This is a genomic window from Acidilutibacter cellobiosedens (genome assembly GCF_004103715.1).
Classification (GTDB): Bacteria; Bacillota; Clostridia; order Tissierellales; family Acidilutibacteraceae; genus Acidilutibacter; species Acidilutibacter cellobiosedens.
Window position 1 is genome coordinate 975,169 of sequence record NZ_CP035282.1, and the last position, 18,678, is coordinate 993,846.

15 protein-coding genes are annotated in these 18,678 nt (G+C 34.3%); 14 read left to right on the top strand and 1 reads right to left on the bottom strand.

The annotated features are described in order from the left end of the window. Nucleotides 1–128: 128 nt before the first annotated feature. From uvrC to EQM13_RS04705, 10 genes are all read left to right on the top strand, one after another. Nucleotides 129–1,985: an excinuclease ABC subunit UvrC gene (uvrC, locus tag EQM13_RS04660; RefSeq protein ID WP_128752060.1), complete on the top strand. Its 1,857-nt coding sequence runs from the start codon at nt 129–131 to the stop codon at nt 1,983–1,985. Between the two features lie 12 nt (nt 1,986–1,997). Then, nucleotides 1,998–2,186, top strand: a complete 189-nt coding sequence (locus EQM13_RS04665) for a PspC domain-containing protein (RefSeq protein WP_128752061.1) — start codon at nt 1,998–2,000, stop codon at nt 2,184–2,186. 20 nt (nt 2,187–2,206) lie between these two features. Beyond that, nucleotides 2,207–3,148 (top strand): HPr(Ser) kinase/phosphatase, encoded by a 942-nt coding sequence (gene hprK / locus EQM13_RS04670; protein ID WP_128752062.1) that lies wholly within the window; start codon nt 2,207–2,209, stop codon nt 3,146–3,148. Between the two features lie 213 nt (nt 3,149–3,361). Continuing rightward, nucleotides 3,362–6,886, top strand: a complete 3,525-nt coding sequence (gene nifJ / locus EQM13_RS04675; protein ID WP_128752063.1) for a pyruvate:ferredoxin (flavodoxin) oxidoreductase — start codon at nt 3,362–3,364, stop codon at nt 6,884–6,886. Continuing rightward, nucleotides 6,858–7,379 (top strand): S66 peptidase family protein, encoded by a 522-nt coding sequence (locus EQM13_RS04680; RefSeq protein ID WP_206172805.1) that lies wholly within the window; start codon nt 6,858–6,860, stop codon nt 7,377–7,379. Before nifJ ends, EQM13_RS04680 begins: the two co-directional genes overlap by 29 nt. A gap of 132 nt (nt 7,380–7,511) precedes the next feature. Next, nucleotides 7,512–8,831: an ABC transporter substrate-binding protein gene (locus EQM13_RS04685; RefSeq protein ID WP_128752065.1), complete on the top strand. Its 1,320-nt coding sequence runs from the start codon at nt 7,512–7,514 to the stop codon at nt 8,829–8,831. 50 nt (nt 8,832–8,881) lie between these two features. Next, a complete protein-coding gene (gene murB, locus EQM13_RS04690; protein WP_128752066.1) occupies nt 8,882–9,790 on the top strand; it encodes a UDP-N-acetylmuramate dehydrogenase in 909 nt (302 codons plus the stop codon). Between the two features lie 10 nt (nt 9,791–9,800). Next, nucleotides 9,801–10,535 (top strand): PHP domain-containing protein, encoded by a 735-nt coding sequence (locus EQM13_RS04695; protein ID WP_128752067.1) that lies wholly within the window; start codon nt 9,801–9,803, stop codon nt 10,533–10,535. 23 nt (nt 10,536–10,558) lie between these two features. Next, entirely contained in the window at nt 10,559–11,410 is an 852-nt protein-coding gene (gene rapZ / locus EQM13_RS04700) for an RNase adapter RapZ (RefSeq protein WP_128753449.1), read from the top strand. An 18-nt stretch (nt 11,411–11,428) separates the two neighbouring features. Beyond that, nucleotides 11,429–12,457, top strand: a complete 1,029-nt coding sequence (locus EQM13_RS04705) for a gluconeogenesis factor YvcK family protein (RefSeq protein ID WP_083381902.1) — start codon at nt 11,429–11,431, stop codon at nt 12,455–12,457. 8 nt (nt 12,458–12,465) lie between these two features. Here EQM13_RS04705 and EQM13_RS04710 read toward each other — a convergent pair whose 3' ends face one another. After that, nucleotides 12,466–12,993 carry a hypothetical protein gene (locus tag EQM13_RS04710; RefSeq protein WP_071140346.1) on the bottom strand — a complete coding sequence of 176 codons (528 nt, stop codon included), beginning with the start codon at nt 12,991–12,993 and terminating at the stop codon, nt 12,466–12,468. A gap of 310 nt (nt 12,994–13,303) precedes the next feature. Between EQM13_RS04710 and EQM13_RS04715 the strand changes: the two genes are divergently transcribed. The 4 genes from EQM13_RS04715 (at nt 13,304) to EQM13_RS04730 (ending at nt 18,535) form a co-directional block, all read left to right on the top strand. After that, nucleotides 13,304–13,711, top strand: a complete 408-nt coding sequence (locus EQM13_RS04715; RefSeq protein ID WP_128752068.1) for an NUDIX hydrolase — start codon at nt 13,304–13,306, stop codon at nt 13,709–13,711. 15 nt (nt 13,712–13,726) lie between these two features. Continuing rightward, the gene (whiA, locus tag EQM13_RS04720; RefSeq protein ID WP_128752069.1) at nt 13,727–14,686 is read left to right on the top strand and encodes a DNA-binding protein WhiA; all 960 of its coding nucleotides are present in this window, start codon (nt 13,727–13,729) and stop codon (nt 14,684–14,686) included. A gap of 1 nt (nt 14,687) precedes the next feature. Then, nucleotides 14,688–14,954, top strand: a complete 267-nt coding sequence (locus EQM13_RS04725; protein WP_071140349.1) for an HPr family phosphocarrier protein — start codon at nt 14,688–14,690, stop codon at nt 14,952–14,954. Nucleotides 14,955–15,058: 104 nt separating this feature from the next. Then, a complete protein-coding gene (locus tag EQM13_RS04730; RefSeq protein ID WP_128752070.1) occupies nt 15,059–18,535 on the top strand; it encodes a DNA polymerase III subunit alpha in 3,477 nt (1,158 codons plus the stop codon). The last annotated feature ends 143 nt before the right edge of the window (nt 18,536–18,678 follow it).

The window sequence follows — 18,678 nt, forward strand, 5'->3', positions numbered from 1 at the left end:
TTTACCTCCCGATTTTCTGTATTAATATTATTATACAATAATAAAAAAATCTGTTCAATTGTATACTGATAATGTGATAATATATTTTAGAAGATTAAAACTTATATTTTAATGACAAAGGTGATTTTATGTTTAATATAGAAGAGGAATTAAAGAAGATGCCGGATAAACCCGGAGTGTATATAATGAAAAGCATAAACGACGAAATAATATATGTGGGGAAGGCAATTTCATTAAAAAGAAGGGTGAGACAATACTTTCAATCTTCACGCAATAATACTCCCAAGGTAAATGCAATGGTGAAAAATATCAGTGAATTTGAGTATATAATAGTAGATAATGAGGTGGAAGCCCTGATTTTGGAGTCCACTTTAATAAAGAAGCATAAGCCTAAATACAATATACTTTTGAGAGATGATAAGTCTTATCCCTATATTAAAATAACAACTAATGAGAAATTTCCTCGGATAATAAAGGTAAGAAGGGTTTTAAAAGACGGGGCTAAATATTTTGGACCATATCCAAGCGGATATGCGGTAAACAATACATTAGAAATAATAAATAACCTTTATCCTATCAGAATGTGTAATTTAAACTTGGAAAAGGATATGGGAAAGAAGAGGCCTTGTTTAAATTATTATATAGGAAGATGTCTGGCACCTTGTCAAGGCAATACAGATGAAACGGAATATATGAGATATATTGACGAGATAATAATGTTTCTCAACGGAAAGGAAGAGAAATTAGTAGAGATTATAGAAAATAAGATGAAGGATGCTTCGGAAAAACTTGATTTTGAAAGTGCTGCAAGGTATAGAGATCAGTTAAATTCTTTAAATATTATATTGGAAAAACAAAAGGTAGTATCCACAAACGTAACGGATCAGGATGTAATAGGAATGGCCAAAGGTACAGACGATTCATGTGTTCAGATATTCTTTATAAGAGGCGGAAAGATAATAGGACGGGAACATTTTATATTGGAGGATACTTTTGAAGAAGAGAGAGGAAGGATATTGAGTTCCTTTATCAAACAGTTCTATATCGGAACAGCATATGTTCCAAAGGAAATATATGTAGAAACAGAATTTGAAGATATGGAGCTTATATCTAAATGGCTTGGTGAGAAAAGAAGTTCTAAGGTTAAGTTTAAAATACCTCAGAGAGGAGAAAAAAGCCAGTTAATGGAAATGGTGAAGGATAATGCTCAGGATATGTTAATTAAACATAGCGAAGAAATAAAAAAGAAGAAGATGGAGAAAGAAGGAACTTTGCTGGAGCTTAAAAATATTTTATCTATGGATAAAATTCCTATGAGGATAGAAGCTTATGATATTTCTGATATTCAGGGGATAGAACCTGTTGGTTCTATGGTGGTTTATGAGAATGGCGAGGCTAAGAAGAGTGATTATAGGAGATTTAAAATAAGGACGGTCACAGGCCCTAATGATTATGCAAGTATGGAGGAAATAATAAAAAGAAGATTTAAGAAAGGGGTAGAAGAAAGAGAAAACTTTAAGGAGAATGATATAAGATTCGAGGGATTTTCATCCTTTCCCGATTTGATAATGATAGACGGAGGAAAAGGACAAGTATCTATAGCCGAAGAAGTTATAGACAACATGGGAATAAGGATTCCCGTATGTGGATTGGTAAAAGATGACTACCACAGGACCAGAGGAATAGTGTATAATGGAAGAGAGATATATATAGAAAAAAATTCTCCCCTTTTTAGGTTTATAACTCGTGTTCAAGATGAAGCCCATAGGTTTGCAATAAGTTACCATAGGAGCTTAAGAAGTAAGGATATATTTAAATCACAGTTAGACGATATAAGAGGAATAGGTAAAAAAAGAAAGGTTTCTCTTTTGAAACATTTTGGTTCTGTTGAAAATATAAAGAATGCATCTTTGGAAGAGTTAAAAAAAGCAGAGGGAATGAATATAAAAGCTGCAGAAGAAGTATACAATTATTTTAGAAAATAAGGGGGATTCAATATGACAAAAAGGTTGTACAGGTCGGCAAATGACAGGAAGATATGCGGGATATGTGCAGGAATAGGTGAATATTTGGATGTTGATCCTACCATCATAAGATTAGTCTGGATATTGTTTACTGTTTTTTCTGCCGGCATTGGCGGAGTTTTAGCATACTTTTTAGCTTGTTTGGTTATACCGGAGCAATAGAAGGGAGATAAAGGCAATTTATGAATTATATTACTTTGGATAAATTGGTTGAAGACTTAAACTTGGAAATTATATATGCTTCAGATGACATAAGTCAGGTGAAAATCAACAAAAGCGATGTAAATAGACCGGGGCTTCAAATGGCAGGCTATTTTGAACATTTTGCCTTTGAAAGGCTTCAGGTAATCGGCACTGTAGAATGGTACTACAGTAATAGCCTGGAAGAAAAGATAAGGGTTGAAAGGATGAGAAAAATTTTTTCTTATCCTATTCCTGCTGTAATTATTTCACGAGGATTACCTGTTTTTCCTGAAATGCTGCAGTTTGCCAAGGAAAAAAATGTATCAATATTTAGGACGGGCATTTCCACTACTAAGCTCATCAATGTATTGATTAATCACCTTGACTATGTTTTAGCCCCAGAAATGACGGTTCACGGAGTATTGGTGGAAGTATACGGCCTGGGTATACTTTTAATGGGACAAAGCGGAGTAGGAAAATCGGAAACTGCATTGGAGTTAATAAAAAGAGGCCATAGACTTATAGCAGACGATATAGTGGAAATTAAAAGGATGGAAGATGAAATAAGAGGAGTATGCCCTGAAATAATACGGCATTTTATGGAGATCAGAGGTATAGGAATTTTAGATATTGAAAGACTATATGGTGTAGGTTCGGTAAAGAGCTGGGGTTTTATAGATTTAGTCATACAATTGGAATATTGGGATGAAAATAAGGAGTATGACAGAGTAGGGCTGGATGAAGACTATACGGAAATATTGGGTAAAAAGATTCCCAAATTGGTTATTCCGGTACGGCCGGGCAGAAATACGGCAACTATAGTGGAAGTTGCTGCCAGAAATACCAGGCAAAAACTTTTGGGATATAGTGCAGCCAGAGAAATGGATAAAAGAGTAAAATCGGAAATTGAAAGAAGAAAAAAAGAAACTCAAGGACATTGATACAAAATAATCAAATTTATTTAAATTAATTTTAATTATAATAATACAAGAATAAAAATGTTTTCAATTAAAAGCATTGGCAGTTAGATGTTGACTTTACTATTAATGTTTACTATACTTAAATTGTGAATTGTTTGAGAAACTAAAAAAGTATTATATTTCATTTATAGTGTTAGTTTTTCTACAAAGTATTTATTTAGGGGGGTTTATTTAATGTCAAAAGTTATGAAGACCATGGACGGAAATACGGCAGCTGCATATGTAGCCTATGCATTTACAGATGTGGCGGCAATATATCCTATTACACCTTCTTCTACAATGGCGGAATTGATTGATGATTGGTCGGCCCATGGCAAAAAAAATATTTTCGGACAAAGAGTAAAGGTTACAGAAATGCAATCGGAAGCAGGAGCAAGCGGGGCAGTCCATGGCTCACTTTCAGCCGGAGCATTAACTTCGACCTTTACCGCATCTCAAGGCTTGTTGCTTATGATACCTAATATGTATAAGATTGCAGGAGAATTGCTTCCGGGAGTGTTTCACGTTTCCGCAAGAGCATTGGCAAGTCATGCATTGTCTATCTTTGGAGATCACCAGGATGTTATGGCTACAAGGCAGACAGGATTTGCATTGCTTTGTTCGGGAGGAGTTCAGGAAGTAATGGATTTGGCAGGAGTTGCACATCTAAGTGCAATAAAGGGAAAGGTGCCTTTCTTGCATTTCTTTGACGGTTTTAGAACAAGTCATGAAATTCAAAAGATAGAAGTAATAGATTATGATGTATTTAAAAATTTAATTGATATGGATGCAGTTAATGAATTCAGGAATCGTTCTTTAAATCCTGAAAGACCTTATGTAAAAGGAACTGCTCAAAATCCTGATATTTATTTTCAGGAAAGAGAAGCCTCAAATACATTTTATGAAAAGATACCTGATCTGGTTAACGATTATATGCAGGAGATAAACAAAGTTACAGGAAGAGATTATAAGCCTTTTAATTATTACGGAGATCCGGAAGCTGAAAATATAATAATAGCTATGGGGTCAGTAACGGAAACTATAGAAGAAACAATTGACTATTTGAGAGCAAAGGGTGAGAAAGTAGGAGTAATAAAGGTACATCTATACAGACCTTTCTCAGCAAAATATTTCTTCGATGTTCTTCCCAAGACTGTTAAGAAAATATCCGTGTTGGACAGAACTAAAGAGCCGGGAGCAATAGGTGAACCCTTATATATTGATGTGAAATCATTGTTCTATGGAAAAGGAAATGCTCCTTTAATTGTAGGTGGGAGATATGGATTAGGATCAAAGGATACTACTCCGTCACAAATAAAAGCGGTTTATGACAATCTTAAATCTGAAAATCCAAAAGATGGTTTTACTGTAGGCATAGTAGATGATGTAACTCATTTGTCCTTAGATGTAAAGGATATAATAAAGACCGCTCCTGAAGGAACGATCAGATGTAAATTCTGGGGTTTAGGCTCAGACGGTACAGTTGGAGCCAACAAGAGTGCTATAAAAATTATAGGTGATGAAACAGATCTTTATGCTCAAGGATATTTTTCCTATGACTCCAAAAAATCCGGCGGAGTAACTATATCCCATTTAAGATTTGGGAAGAAACCTATAAAATCGACTTACCTCATTGAGGAATCAGATTTTATATCATGTTCAAAACAGGCTTATTTGCATCAATATGACGTTTTAGACGGACTAAGAGACGGAGGTACATTCCTTCTTAATTGTACCTGGAAAAATGAAGAATTGGAAGAGAAGCTCCCCGGAAATGTAAAAAGATATTTAGCAGAACATAATATAAATTTTTATACAATAGATGCTACAGATATAGCAAGTAAAATAGGCCTTGGAAACAGAACAAACATGATTATGCAGTCGGCTTTCTTCAAACTTGCCGATGTTATTCCTATGGAGGATGCGGTTAAATACCTGAAGAAATCCATAGCTAAAACTTACGGCAGAAAAGGTGAAGAAGTAGTTAATATGAACTATAAGGCTGTAGATAAAGGAATTGAATTGTTAAATAAAGTTCAGGTGACATCTTCATGGAAAGACGCTAAAGATGATAAAGAAGTTTCCAAGAAAGAAGTTCCGGATTTTATAAGGAATATTTTGGAACCTATGAATAGACAAGAGGGAGATAAACTTCCGGTAAGCACGTTTGTAGGAATGGAAGACGGAATATTCCCCAGCGGAACTGCTGCTTATGAAAAGAGAGGAATAGCAGTAAATGTTCCCGAATGGCAGATAGATAAATGTATTCAATGTAACCAATGTTCTTTCGTTTGTCCTCATGCAGTAATAAGGCCGTTTTTGCTAAATGAAGAAGAAGTTAAAAATAAACCTGAAAGTTTTAAAACCAAAAAAGCTTTAGGAAAAGGCCTTGAAGGATTGGAATACAGGATTCAGATAAGTCCGTTGGATTGTACCGGCTGCGGAAATTGCGCGGATATTTGTCCTGCCAAGGGTAAGGCTTTAGTTATGAAGCCACTGGAAGAACAAGCAGAAACTCAAATTCCGAATTGGGAATATGCAATGAAAGTATCAGTTAAAGATGATTTGATGTCTTTAAACAGTATTAAGGGAAGCCAGTTTTCACAGCCTCTGCTTGAATTCTCGGGAGCTTGTGCCGGATGTGGAGAGACACCTTATGCAAAACTTACAACTCAGTTGTTTGGAGACAGGATGATTATAGCTAATGCTACAGGCTGTTCATCAATATGGGGAGCAAGCGCGCCTTCAATGCCTTATTGTACTAATAAAGAAGGTAAAGGACCGGCTTGGGCAAATTCCTTGTTTGAAGATAATGCCGAATATGGTTATGGAATGGCTGTAGCAGTTAAACAAATGAGAAGCAAAATTGAAGATTTAATGAAGGAGTTTATTGCGTTAAATATAGACCAAGAGATATCAAATGTATTTGATGAGTGGATAAAGGGAAAAGAAGATGCAAGAAGCTCAAAAGCTGCGGCTCTTAAGATGCTTCCTCTTTTGAAAAAAGAAGTGTCTGATGAGAGAGGCAAGGAAATACTTGCAGAAATTACGGAATTAAAGGATTATCTAATCAAGAAATCCGTATGGATCTTCGGCGGTGACGGCTGGGCATATGATATAGGCTTTGGAGGACTTGACCATGTGTTGGCATCGGGAGAAAATATCAATGTATTGGTATTTGATACAGAGGTATATTCAAATACAGGAGGTCAGTCTTCAAAATCTACTCCGACAGCGGCTGTTGCTAAATTTGCTTCTTCGGGAAAAAGGATTAGAAAGAAAGATTTAGGAATGATTGCAGCATCTTATGGATATGTATATGTGGCACAGGTATCCATGGGAGCGGATAAGAACCAGTTCATTAAAGCTCTGACCGAAGCGGAAAATTATGACGGACCATCATTAATAATAGCTTATGCTCCATGTATTAATCATGGAATCAGAGCAGGGATGGGAACTACTCAAAATGAAGAAAAGAAAGCAGTAGATACAGGATACTGGCATCTGTACAGATATAATCCTCTTCTTAAAGAAGAAGGAAAGAATCCGTTTATATTGGATTCCAAGGAACCAAAAGAACCGTTTATGGATTTCATCAACGGTGAAGTAAGATATACTTCTTTAAAGAAGACTTTCCCCGAATCGGCAGATGAGCTATTCAAGAAAGCCGAGGAAGATGCTAAGGAAAGATATGAGAAATATAAAAAGATGGCTGAATAAATTTGAATCAATAAAAGATGGAGAAGCTCAGCTTCTCCATCTTTTACATAATAACAGAAAGTTTTATAAAAATACAGGATATAATGTAATAAATAAAGGCAGGGCCTGTGGAAAAATATTGGGAGGGAATCTATGTACTTTAAACTTACTGCAGGGAACTGAGTTCATGCCGGATTTAAAGGATGCAGTATTGTTTATTGAAGATGATGAGTTGACTTTCCCGGAGAATTTTGATAGAGATTTACAATCCTTAATACATCAGCCGGATTTTGAAAGAGTAAAAGGAATTGTTATAGGAAGATTTCAACTTGCATCCGGAATGGGAGACGAAAAATTAGTTAAAATAATAAGATCTAAAAGGGAATTAAAGAATATACCCGTAATTTCAAATGTGGATTTTGGACACACAACTCCCAATATGACTTTTCCTATTGGAGGTTATGTGGAATTAATTGCAGATAAAGAAGCTGAGATAATGATTAAAGACCATTAATTTGTATTTAAATTTAATGTTAAACTTTTAAAAGAAATATCCGATATGAGTTTTTATGACGGATATTTTTTTTAAGTTTTTTGTACATAAAGATTTTTGAATTTGAATATTTATAGTTAGGAGGTGAGTCTTATGAGTGTAAGAGTAATTAAAATATTATCGGGAATTATTTTAATTATTTTCATGATATTTTGGAGTTATAATATGATTTTTAAGGATATAAAAAGTTTAATTCCTGCTGAAGAAGAACTTTATTCCGGAATTATAAATATTGGGGATTTTCCCCGGTTAACTGCTGAGACAGGAAGTAAATACGGGTGGATTCAGGAAAGAATAAAAAGATTTGAAAAAAGATATCCGGGAATATACATTGAATTTACTCCAATGGATGAAAAAGAAGGATATAGTAAAATGAAGGAAGAAATGGATAAAGGAAATTTTCCCGATATTATTCCGGTGAACAATATGTTTCCTTATTTTGATAAACTGCAGCCTTTAAACGGGTACTTTACGGAAGAAGAGTTGGAAAGTTTGAGAATTCAGGCAACGAATGAAATTAAGGAAGAAAATGATTTTCTGTCTCTTCCCGTAATGCTTACTACTTATACTATGTATCTCAATTTAGATTTATTTAATGAAAGAGGGGTATCTCCTCCTCTGGACGGAAATTGGACCTATGAAGAATTTGTTGACGTTCTTAAAAAGCTCACTTATGATTCTGACGGAGATGGAATAGTCGACAGATATGGTTTTTTATCATTTGTAGAAGAAGACAGCTATAATATTTGGGGAATGATTATCAGTGACGGAGCTCAAATAATTGATCCGAAAAGGGATAGATATGCTTTTTATGGGGAAAAATCTATGAAGGGGTTAGAAAAGGTAATGGACTTGAAAACCAAATATGAGGTAGCTCCGGGGCTGTTCGGATATTTAGACGAAAGTGAATGTTGGGAAATGTTTACAAAGGAGAAGGCTATTGGGGTATATCCCGGAGGGAGCTGGCTGATTCCCACACTTCAAAGATTAAAGGATTCGGGAGAGGGATTTAACTTTGATATTGCAAATTATCCTATGGGGGATGAAAAGCTTCCGACCGTGCTAAGCAGCGGAATAATTTCTTATGGAATAATGAAAGGGGAAGATGAGAAAAAAACGGATATGTGTGTAAGGTTCTTAAAGTATCTGTTAGAAGAAAGTTCTCAAAGATCATTGGAATCTATAGGAACATTTCCGGTAATAAGGGGAATAGAAGGGATGTATTCAGACGATATATATATGCAGAGAATAGAAGACAGTCTGTCTTATACAAGGTATATTCCAGTAAGTGAAGAATGGATTGGAATAGAGAAGGTAATACAGCAGGAAGTTAAGTTTGCAATACAGGGGTATAAAACTTCTTATGAGGCTATAGAGGATGCTAAAAATAGAGTGGAATTATTACTGCAATAAGGTATAATAATTAATATGAGATGAATATTGTTATAGGAGTGGTTTTCTTGTTGGAAAATATCAAAAATATTTTTAACGATGTTATAATTAAAGGAAGCGTGCTTATTGATGAACCGATGAAAGCTCATACTTCATTTAAAATAGGGGGACCGGCAGATTTAATGGTTATACCGGGAAATGAAGGAGAACTTTTAAATGCTGTAAACATATGCAGAAATAATAAAATTAACTTTTATATAATGGGAAATGGAACTAATTTGTTGGTGAGCGACAAGGGAATAAGGGGAGTAGTCATAAAGGTCGGAGATGGGTTAGGTGAGATAAGGATAGAAAACAATATTATTAAAGCGGGAGCCGGAGCATTGTTGAGTACTGTAAGCAAGGTTGCCATGAAGAATTTACTTGAAGGGATGGAATTCGCAAGCGGGATTCCCGGGAGCATAGGCGGAGCCGTAATGATGAATGCGGGAGCTTATGGCGGTGAAATGAAAGATATAATAAGCCGAGTGAAATGCTTAAATGAAGATGGAGATATAGTATATTTTAACAGAGATGAGATGAATTTCAGGTATAGAAAAAGTCGAATAGGAGATGAAAATTTAATAGCATTGGAAGCAGAAATTGAACTTGATTGCGGAGATAAAGAAGAAATTGAAAAGAAAATGAATGAATTAAGAGACAGAAGAAATTTAAAACAACCTCTGAATGTTCCCAGCGGGGGAAGTACTTTCAAAAGGCCTGAAGGATTTTTTGCGGGGAAACTTATTGAAGATTCGGGGCTTAGAGGTTTGAGATTCGGAGGAGCACAAGTTTCGGAAAAACACTGCGGATTTATTGTTAATATAGATAATGCAACATGTGAAGATGTTAAGAAATTAATAAGAATAGTACAGAAAGTTGTTCAAGATAATTTTGATCTTACATTAGAACCTGAGATAAAAATAATTGGAGAAGAGTAGAGGACATTTTATGAAAATATACGGAGACTATCATACTCATACTGTATTCAGTCATGGAAAAGGTACTATAAGAGAAAATGCGGAAGCAGGGATTAAAAAAGGACTTAAGGAAATTGCCATAACAGATCATGGATTTAGGCATATATCTTATGGAGTAAAGCGAAAGAATATCAAGGTAATGAGAGAAGAAATAAATGCCTTGAATCGGGAATATGAGGGAAGAATAAGAATATTGCTTGGAATAGAAGCAAACGTAATAGGATATGATGGGAAAATAGATGTAGATGATGAGATGCTGAGTTATCTTGATATTATGCTTTTGGGATATCATTTTGGAGCAATCCCGTCTACATTTTCCGACGGAAACAAGTTATATTTTTTAAACCTTTTGGGGAAAATATCTTTATCAATTAGGGAGAAAATGGCAGAGCAAAATACGGAGGCTCTTATAAATGCTATGAATAGATATCCCGTAGATATTATTACTCATCCAGGCTCAAAAGTACCGGTGGATATTAAGCGGCTATCTCGTGCAGCTGCTGAGAGAGGAGTTTCTCTGGAAATAAATTCTCACCACAGTCAGCTTTCTGTGGAAAATATCAGAATTGCAATGGAAGAAGAAGTTACATTTTATATAAACAGTGATGCTCATATACCGAAAGATGTAGGAAATATTGATGAAGGTATAGAAAGAGCATTAAAAGCGGGATTACCTTTTGAGAGGATATTGAACATAAGAAAATAGAAAAGAGGTGAAGAAATATGACGATGGAATTTTTGATAATAACAGGCCTTTCCGGCTCAGGAAAAAGCCAGGCTATGAAAGCCATGGAGGATATTGGTTATTATTGTATGGACAACCTTCCGCCTCAACTTCTTCCTAAATTTGCGGAATTATGTTATCAGTCTAAGAGTAATATACAAAAAGTAGCGGTAGTTGTTGATATCAGAGGAGGAATATTTTTTGATGATTTATTTGAGAGCCTTAATACACTGAAAATTCAAGGGTTTAAATACAGAATTTTGTTTTTGGATACGGCAGACAGTGAATTGGTAAAAAGATATAAGGAATTGAGACGTCCTCATCCTTTAAGTCCTACGGGAAGAATAATAGATGGAATTTCTAAGGAGAGGGAACTTTTTAGGGAAGTTAAAAGGAGGGCTGACTATATTATTGATACCACCAATTTAACTATTGGTATGCTTAAGAGGGAAATAGAAACCATATTTCTTGAAGGAAAAGAATCTAAAAAGCTTACAATTTTGGTAGTTTCTTTCGGATTTAAGCATGGTATATTGCTGGATGCGGATTTGGTCTTTGACGTGAGATTTCTTCCCAATCCTTATTATATTCCGGAGCTTAAGAACTTTACAGGAAATGATGATAATGTAAGGGATTATGTACTGAAGTGGGAACAGACAAAAATTTTTATTGAAAAGTTGAAAGATATGCTTGACTTTCTCATACCATATTATATAAAGGAAGGAAAAACTCAATTGGTGATTGGAATCGGATGTACCGGCGGGGTCCATCGCTCGGTGTCCATTGCCAATGTTATATACAAAGAATTAAAAGAAAAAGGAAACAGAATTATTTTGCGCCATAGGGATTTAAAGTAAGGGGGAAGATATATAGGTATGAATACTGGAAAATCGGTAAGAAAAAAATTTTTGTCCAAGGGACCTAAAATTGTGGCTATAGGAGGAGGAACGGGACTTTCCATATTATTAAGAGGAATGAAAGAATATACATCTAATATAACCGCTATAGTAACGGTAGCAGATGACGGGGGAGGTTCTGGAATATTAAGAGAAGATTTGGATATGCTTCCTCCGGGAGATATAAGAAGTTGTATTCTGGCTCTTGCAAATACGGAACCGACAATGGCAAGATTATTACAGTACAGGTTTAAAGAAGGAAGTCTCAAGGGACAGAATTTCGGGAATCTTTTTATTGCTGCAATGAATGAAATATATGGAAGTTTTGAAGTAGCAGTGAGGGAAACCTGTAATGTTTTGGCGGTAACCGGAAAGGTTCTGCCGGTAACTCTGGAAAAGGTAAAGCTTCATGCGGTTCTTAAAAACGGGGAAAAAGTTCACGGGGAGTCAAATATTCCTTTGATAAATAAAGCAATGTCCAGCCAAATTGACCATGTATATATAGAACCGGAAATCAGTTTTCCCATGAAAGAAGCTATTGATGCTATAGAAGAAGCGGATGCTATTGTACTGGGACCCGGAAGTTTATATACCAGTGTTATACCGAATCTTTTAATAAAGGATATGGCCGATACCATATCGGCTGCAGATGGAATTAAAATTTATATTTCTAATGTAATGACTCAGCCTGGAGAAACTGACGGATATTCCTTATGGGATCATGTAAATGCAATAATTTACCATAGCAGAGAGGATTTAATAGATTATGTAATTGCAAATGTAGAAGAGATACCTGAAGAGACTCTCAAAAAATACAGTGAAGATGGGGCTACTCCTGTAATTTTTTCAAAGGAGGATGAAGAAAAGTTGAATTCCATAGGAATTGGGATAATAAAGGAAAATCTTATTGATATAAAGAAAAATTATATTCGCCATGACAGCATAAAATTATGTGAAATAATTACAAGAATGGCAAAAGAAAAGAGAGCGAAAAAGGCTTTTGATTAGATTTTAATTTAATGTTTTCTGCTTTTTTCATTGATCATCTTTGATATGAGATTTCCGGCGGATTTTTTAGTTAAATTTTCATAGGCGATGTTCATATTCAGTTCATCGGATAATTTTTTAATTGTGTCAATCTGCCTTTTTGTGGGCAATTCATCGATAAAATCCGTAACCTCTTTTTTATCTTCCGAGGGAACATCTTCATTAAACAATATTTCTTCAAAAGCGGTCATTCCTATATTTGTTAAATCTCTTAAAGCTCTTGCTTTCGCCCTGGTAGAAGCTATTCTGATTAGATGAGGTACTAAGTTAGAATTTACCGATTGAGGATTAGCATCTCCTATGTCTGTAAATTTTTCTTTATCTGTAAATGCGGTAGCTTTACAAATAGCAGTATAATTATTTTCCTTCTGTGGAAATTGAATTAATTCCACATCCATGGATTTTAAATTTTTTTGGTGAGCCAGGTCTAAAAGGCCTTCATAAGTTACAAAATTTTTTCCGTTAATATTTATTATGAATTTTTCATTTATATTCATTATTATCATCCTCTATAAAATATTTAGGTTTTAAGATACCTATAAACTAAACTGTAAAATCAATTAAATTAATAAAATTTGTTGACTTATCGTAAAAATCCTTTATAATATATTGTTATAAAATTTATTTAAAATAAACCAAGGAACTTATGACAAATGGACCATTATATGATAAACTTAAATAAAAAATAACTGAGTGCTTTAATTTGTTAAAATATTTTGTTAAAATTATTTTTTTTATAGTTTAATTAATTTAAATGATATCATTGCAATTTATCTTTATTTATATATAGAATTAGGAGTGAAGAATATGTTGCAGGAGATAAGTGCTGGAGGTGTAGTAGTGTTTAGCAATACTATTCTTCTTTTAAAAAAATTCAATGGCGATTGGGTATTGCCTAAAGGGAGAATTGAAAAATCAGAAAAGATAGGAGATACGGCTTTAAGAGAAGTATTTGAAGAAGGTGGGGTAAAGGCACAAATACTAAAGTATATTGGAAAAGTAAGTTATAAATTTAGCAATGTACGAGAAGATGAAATTATTTATAAAACCGTCCATTGGTATCTTATGACTACGAAGAGTATGGAGTGCGTTCCGCAGAAAAGTGAGGGATTTGCTGAAGCGGCTTTCGTTTATATGGGCCGGGTTCCGGACATAATTAAATATAAAGATGAAAGAAATATTGTTTTAAAAGCAATATCTTTGATTAATGTATAGATGGGGGAGATGAATATGTCTTTTTCCACGCTGACAAAGAATGAACTTTCAAGAATTCCTATTAAAAATAACTGTTGCATGAAGGCAGAATTAGCTTCTCTTTTGAAGACCAATGGATCAATTCAAATAAATGGCAGAAAAAAAATACATTTAAAATTGATAACTGAAAATGCCGCTATTGCGAGAAGGATATTTACATTATTGAAAACGTTATATAATAGTGAAATTGAAGTAATGGTAAGAAAAAACAGGCAGCTTAAAAAGAATAACAGTTATTTCATAGTAATTTCAAATAGTCAGCAGACGATAGAAATATTAAAGGACTTAGGATTGATAGAAGATATTTTATCAAAAAATTGTTTGACCACTTATAAAATACCGAAAAAATTAGTAGAAAAGAGGTGCTGTAAGAGGGCCTATATCAGAGGGGCTTTTTTAGGGGGTGGTTCTATTAGTAATCCGGAAAAAACATATCATTTAGAGTTTGTTGTAAATTCTCTGGAACATGCTGAAGGACTTTCCCGTTTAATTAACAGTTTTTCTTTAAATTCCAAAATTGTCTTAAGAAAAGAGAATTATGTTGTATATTTAAAAGAAGGAGAACAGATAGTGGATCTCCTGAATATAATGGGTGCACACTCTGCCTTGCTGGATTTGGAAAATATCAGGGTGATTAAAGAAGTGCGAAATAATATTAACAGAATAGTGAATTGTGAGACTGCTAATCTGGGAAAAACTATAGATGCTTCTTTAAGGCAAATTGAAAATATAGAATATATTAAAAGTACCATTGGATTAAATAAAATTCCTAAAAGTCTTTCCGATTTGGCATATGTGAGATTGAGCCATAAAGATTCAAGCCTTAAAGAATTGGGAAAGATGCTTGATCCTCCGGTAGGTAAATCCGGAGTCAATCATCGGTTTAGAAAAATAGAAAATATTGCAGAAGATATCAAAAGAGAAAGGAGAAATTAGAATGTATTCAAAGAAGGTTATTATAAATAATGAGGTTGGGCTCCATGCAAGACCTGCAGCGCTGTTTGTTCGAGTTGCAAATAAGTTTTTAAGTCAGATAAATATTGAATCAAAAGGCAGAAAAGTAAACGGCAAGAGTATAATGGGAGTGATGTCCTTAGGAGCATTCCAGGGAGAGGAGATAATTATTACAGCCAGAGGAGAGGATGAAAAAGAAGCTGTTGAAGCTTTGGTAGAATTGCTTTCAAAGAAGTTGGAAGATATATAGAGTAGGGTATCCTACTCTTTTTATTAGCATAGAAATTTTTTCTACATGTTATATGTTTATATGTTAAAATATAATTAATAAAATTGTTGGAAAGGATAATAGATATGTCTGAAACGGGGAAATTTGTCCACCTCCATGTTCATACGGAATACAGTCTTCTTGATGGGGCAAACAGGATAAAAGATTTGATAAACAGAACAAAGGAATTAAATATGGATACTATAGCTATTACCGATCATGGGGCTATGTTCGGAGTAATAAATTTCTATAAGGAAGCTGTGGAAAATGGTATCAAGCCTATATTGGGCTGTGAGATATATATATCAAGGGGAAGGTATACTCAGAAAGATCCTAAAGGAAGGGAGCAGTACCATCTGATTCTTCTTGCGGAAAATAATGAAGGGCTTAAAAATTTGATGAAAATTGTTTCGGAAGGATATGTAAATGGTTTCTATTATAAGCCGAGAGTGGATAAAGACGTACTTAGAAAATATTCCAAAGGAATAATTGCATTAAGTGCATGTTTGGCAGGAGAAATCCCTCAAAACCTTCTTGAAGGTGATTTTCAAAGAGCAAGGGAAATTGCTCTGGAATATAGAGATATATTCGGAGAGGATAATTTTTTCTTAGAGTTGCAAGATCATGGTATGAGAGAAGAAAAGCTGGTAGATGAAGAAATAATAAATTTAAGCAGGGAAACGGGGATACCTCTTGTTGCAACAAATGATGCCCACTATTTAAAAAGAGAAGATGCTAAGATTCATGATGTACTTCTCTGTATACAAACAGGGAAGAAAGTCGATGACGAAGACCGAATGAAATTTCCTACAGACGAGTTCTATATAAAATCCTATGATGAGATGAAAGAAATATTTGGAAATGTAGAAGAGGCATTAGACAATACAGTTAAAATTGGGAAACGATGTAATGTAACATTAGATTTTGGGCATTTACATTTACCCAGATATGATGTACCCAAAGGATATACTAATGTAGAGTATTTGAGAAAACTTGCTGAGGAAGGGCTTAAGAAGAGATATGGACAAATAGATGAAAATATAAAAAAGAGATTTGAATTTGAATTTAACACCATAGTTAATATGGGATATACGGACTATTTTCTTATAGTATGGGATTTTATAAAATATGCTAAGGATAATGGAATAATGGTAGGGCCGGGGAGAGGCTCGGCCGCCGGAAGTATAGTTTCCTACGCATTAGGAATAGTAGATATTGATCCCACTAAATACGGACTTCTTTTTGAGAGATTTTTAAATCCCGAAAGAGTTACTATGCCCGATATTGATGTGGATTTTTGCTATGAGAGAAGAGAAGAAGTTATAGATTATGTAATAAATAAATATGGGAAGGACAGAGTAGCTCAAATAGTTACCTTTGGAACTATGCAGGCGAAGGGAGCCATAAGGGATGTAGGAAGGGCTATCAATATGCCCTATGGAGAAGTTGATTATATTGCAAAACAAATTCCTATGGAGTTGGGAATGACTATAGATAAAGCTCTTGAAGTTAATAAGGCATTGAAGGATGAATATGAAAATAAGCCGGAAATAAAGGAACTCATAGATTTAGCGAGAGCGGTGGAAGGACTGCCGAGGCATACTTCTACTCATGCTGCGGGGGTTGTTATATCCAAAGATCCTATAACCGAATATGTTCCTCTGTCTAGAAATGGTGATTCCATTACTACTCAATATACGATGACGGAATTGGAAGAAATGGGATTATTAAAAATGGATTTTCTTGGGCTTAGAACTCTTACGGTAATAAGGGATGCGGTAAATTTAATTGAAGAGAATCACAAGATTAAAATAGATTTTTCTAATTTTTCTTATGATGATGAAAATATATACAATATGTTTTCCAAAGGAGATACTTTGGGAGTGTTTCAGTTTGAAAGTGCAGGAATGAGAAGATTCCTTAAGGAATTGAAGCCCACGATGTTTGAAAATATAGTGGCTGCCAATGCCCTATTCAGACCTGGTCCTATGAATCAAATACCAATGTATATTGAAAATAAGAATAATCCTTCTAAAATAGAGTATCCCCATATAAAATTGGAACCAATATTGAAAGTTACCTATGGCTGTATTGTATATCAGGAGCAGGTAATGCAGATAGTCAGGGATATAGGAGGATATTCCATGGGAAGGGCCGATTTGGTCCGCAGGGCTATGAGTAAAAAGAAAATGGCCGTAATGGAAGAAGAAAGAAAAAATTTTATATATGGGAAGACAGATTCTGACGGTAATATAGAAATACCCGGGGCTATAAGAAATGGTGTAGATGAAAAAAGTGCCGGGAAAATATATGATTTGATGATTGATTTTGCAAAATATGCTTTTAATAAATCTCATTCTGCCGCTTATTCTATGATTGCCTACAGAACGGCTTGGCTTAAATATTATTATCCGGTGGAATTTATGGCAGCACTTATTTCCAGCGTTATGGGAGATACGAACCAAGTTTCCCTTTATATTCAAGAGTGTAAAAGACTTAATATAAAGGTACTTCCTCCCGATATAAATGAAAGTGATAGAAAATTTACTGTTTCTAATAATGAAATACGATTTGGATTGTCAGCAGTTAAAAATGTGGGGGACGTATTAATAGATGTTATAGTTAAAGGAAGAAAAGATGGCGGCAGATATAGAAGTTTTACAGATTTTTGTCAAAGGGTTGAAAAGATAAATTCTTCTGTAATGAACAAAAGAGCCATTGAGAGCCTGATCAGATGTGGTGCCATGAAAAGCCTTGGAGGAAATAGAGCGCAATTGATAAAGGTATTTGAAAGAATAATGGATAGAGCCCATAAGGATAAACGCAATAATATAGATGGGCAGACTTCATTTTTTGATGTAAACAATAGTGATATCCTAAAGGATGATCTTCCTGATGTCAAAGAATATTCCCAAGATGAACTTCTCACCATGGAAAAGGAGATGCTGGGGATATATGTCAGCGGACATCCTTTAGCGCCTTATGAGGAAGATTTAAAGAAAGTTTCTAATATGTCCACAATAGATATATTGGGAACGAAAGAAGAAGGAGAAATGTCAGCAGGCGGAATTTCAGACGGGCAGGCTGTTACCTTAGGGGGTATAATAATATCTAAAAAGAACAAAATAACAAAGAATAATAATATGATGGCATTTATAACATTGGAAGATTTATACGGGGTAATTGAAATAATTGTTTTTCCTGCTGTTTATGATAAATTTAATAAATATATAATTGAGGATAGCGTGGTGGTAGTTAAAGGAAGAATTTCTTTAAGCGAGGATGAGGATCCTAAAATAATATGTGAATCTGTTAAACCGCTACAAAGATTTAATAAGGATAAATTATATATAAAGATACCTAATATAAACAATAAAGATATATTTAATGAGATCAAATCTATTCTTATGAAATATAAGGGGGAAACTCCTGTGTATATTTACATGGAAAAAAAGAATAGGACTATTATGGCGGACAGAGATCTTTGGGTTGATTCCCATGACAGTGATTTGATCGAAAAATTGGAAGATGTACTGGGAAAAGATTGTATAAAAATTTGCTAAAACGTTTATAATATCAAGTATTTATAATTGTGCTATAATATTTTTATAACGAATAGGGAAGTCCTTACATATAATATTGATTAAAAAAGACTTTCCGTAAATGAGTTTCAAGAAAAGCCACATTATAATGTTTCAATAGAAGC

Coding starts and splice junctions, on each gene's coding strand:
- nifJ (WP_128752063.1), top strand. CDS start 3,362: ATGTCAAAAGTTATGAAGACCATGGACGGAAATACGGCAGCTGCATAT.
- EQM13_RS04715 (WP_128752068.1), top strand. CDS start 13,304: ATGTTGCAGGAGATAAGTGCTGGAGGTGTAGTAGTGTTTAGCAATACT.
- EQM13_RS04695 (WP_128752067.1), top strand. CDS start 9,801: ATGAAAATATACGGAGACTATCATACTCATACTGTATTCAGTCATGGA.
- whiA (WP_128752069.1), top strand. CDS start 13,727: ATGTCTTTTTCCACGCTGACAAAGAATGAACTTTCAAGAATTCCTATT.
- EQM13_RS04725 (WP_071140349.1), top strand. CDS start 14,688: ATGTATTCAAAGAAGGTTATTATAAATAATGAGGTTGGGCTCCATGCA.
- EQM13_RS04685 (WP_128752065.1), top strand. CDS start 7,512: ATGAGTGTAAGAGTAATTAAAATATTATCGGGAATTATTTTAATTATT.
- rapZ (WP_128753449.1), top strand. CDS start 10,559: ATGGAATTTTTGATAATAACAGGCCTTTCCGGCTCAGGAAAAAGCCAG.
- EQM13_RS04705 (WP_083381902.1), top strand. CDS start 11,429: ATGAATACTGGAAAATCGGTAAGAAAAAAATTTTTGTCCAAGGGACCT.
- EQM13_RS04730 (WP_128752070.1), top strand. CDS start 15,059: ATGTCTGAAACGGGGAAATTTGTCCACCTCCATGTTCATACGGAATAC.
- hprK (WP_128752062.1), top strand. CDS start 2,207: ATGAATTATATTACTTTGGATAAATTGGTTGAAGACTTAAACTTGGAA.
- EQM13_RS04665 (WP_128752061.1), top strand. CDS start 1,998: ATGACAAAAAGGTTGTACAGGTCGGCAAATGACAGGAAGATATGCGGG.
- EQM13_RS04680 (WP_206172805.1), top strand. CDS start 6,858: ATGAGAAATATAAAAAGATGGCTGAATAAATTTGAATCAATAAAAGAT.
- EQM13_RS04710 (WP_071140346.1), bottom strand. CDS start 12,993: ATGAATATAAATGAAAAATTCATAATAAATATTAACGGAAAAAATTTT.
- uvrC (WP_128752060.1), top strand. CDS start 129: ATGTTTAATATAGAAGAGGAATTAAAGAAGATGCCGGATAAACCCGGA.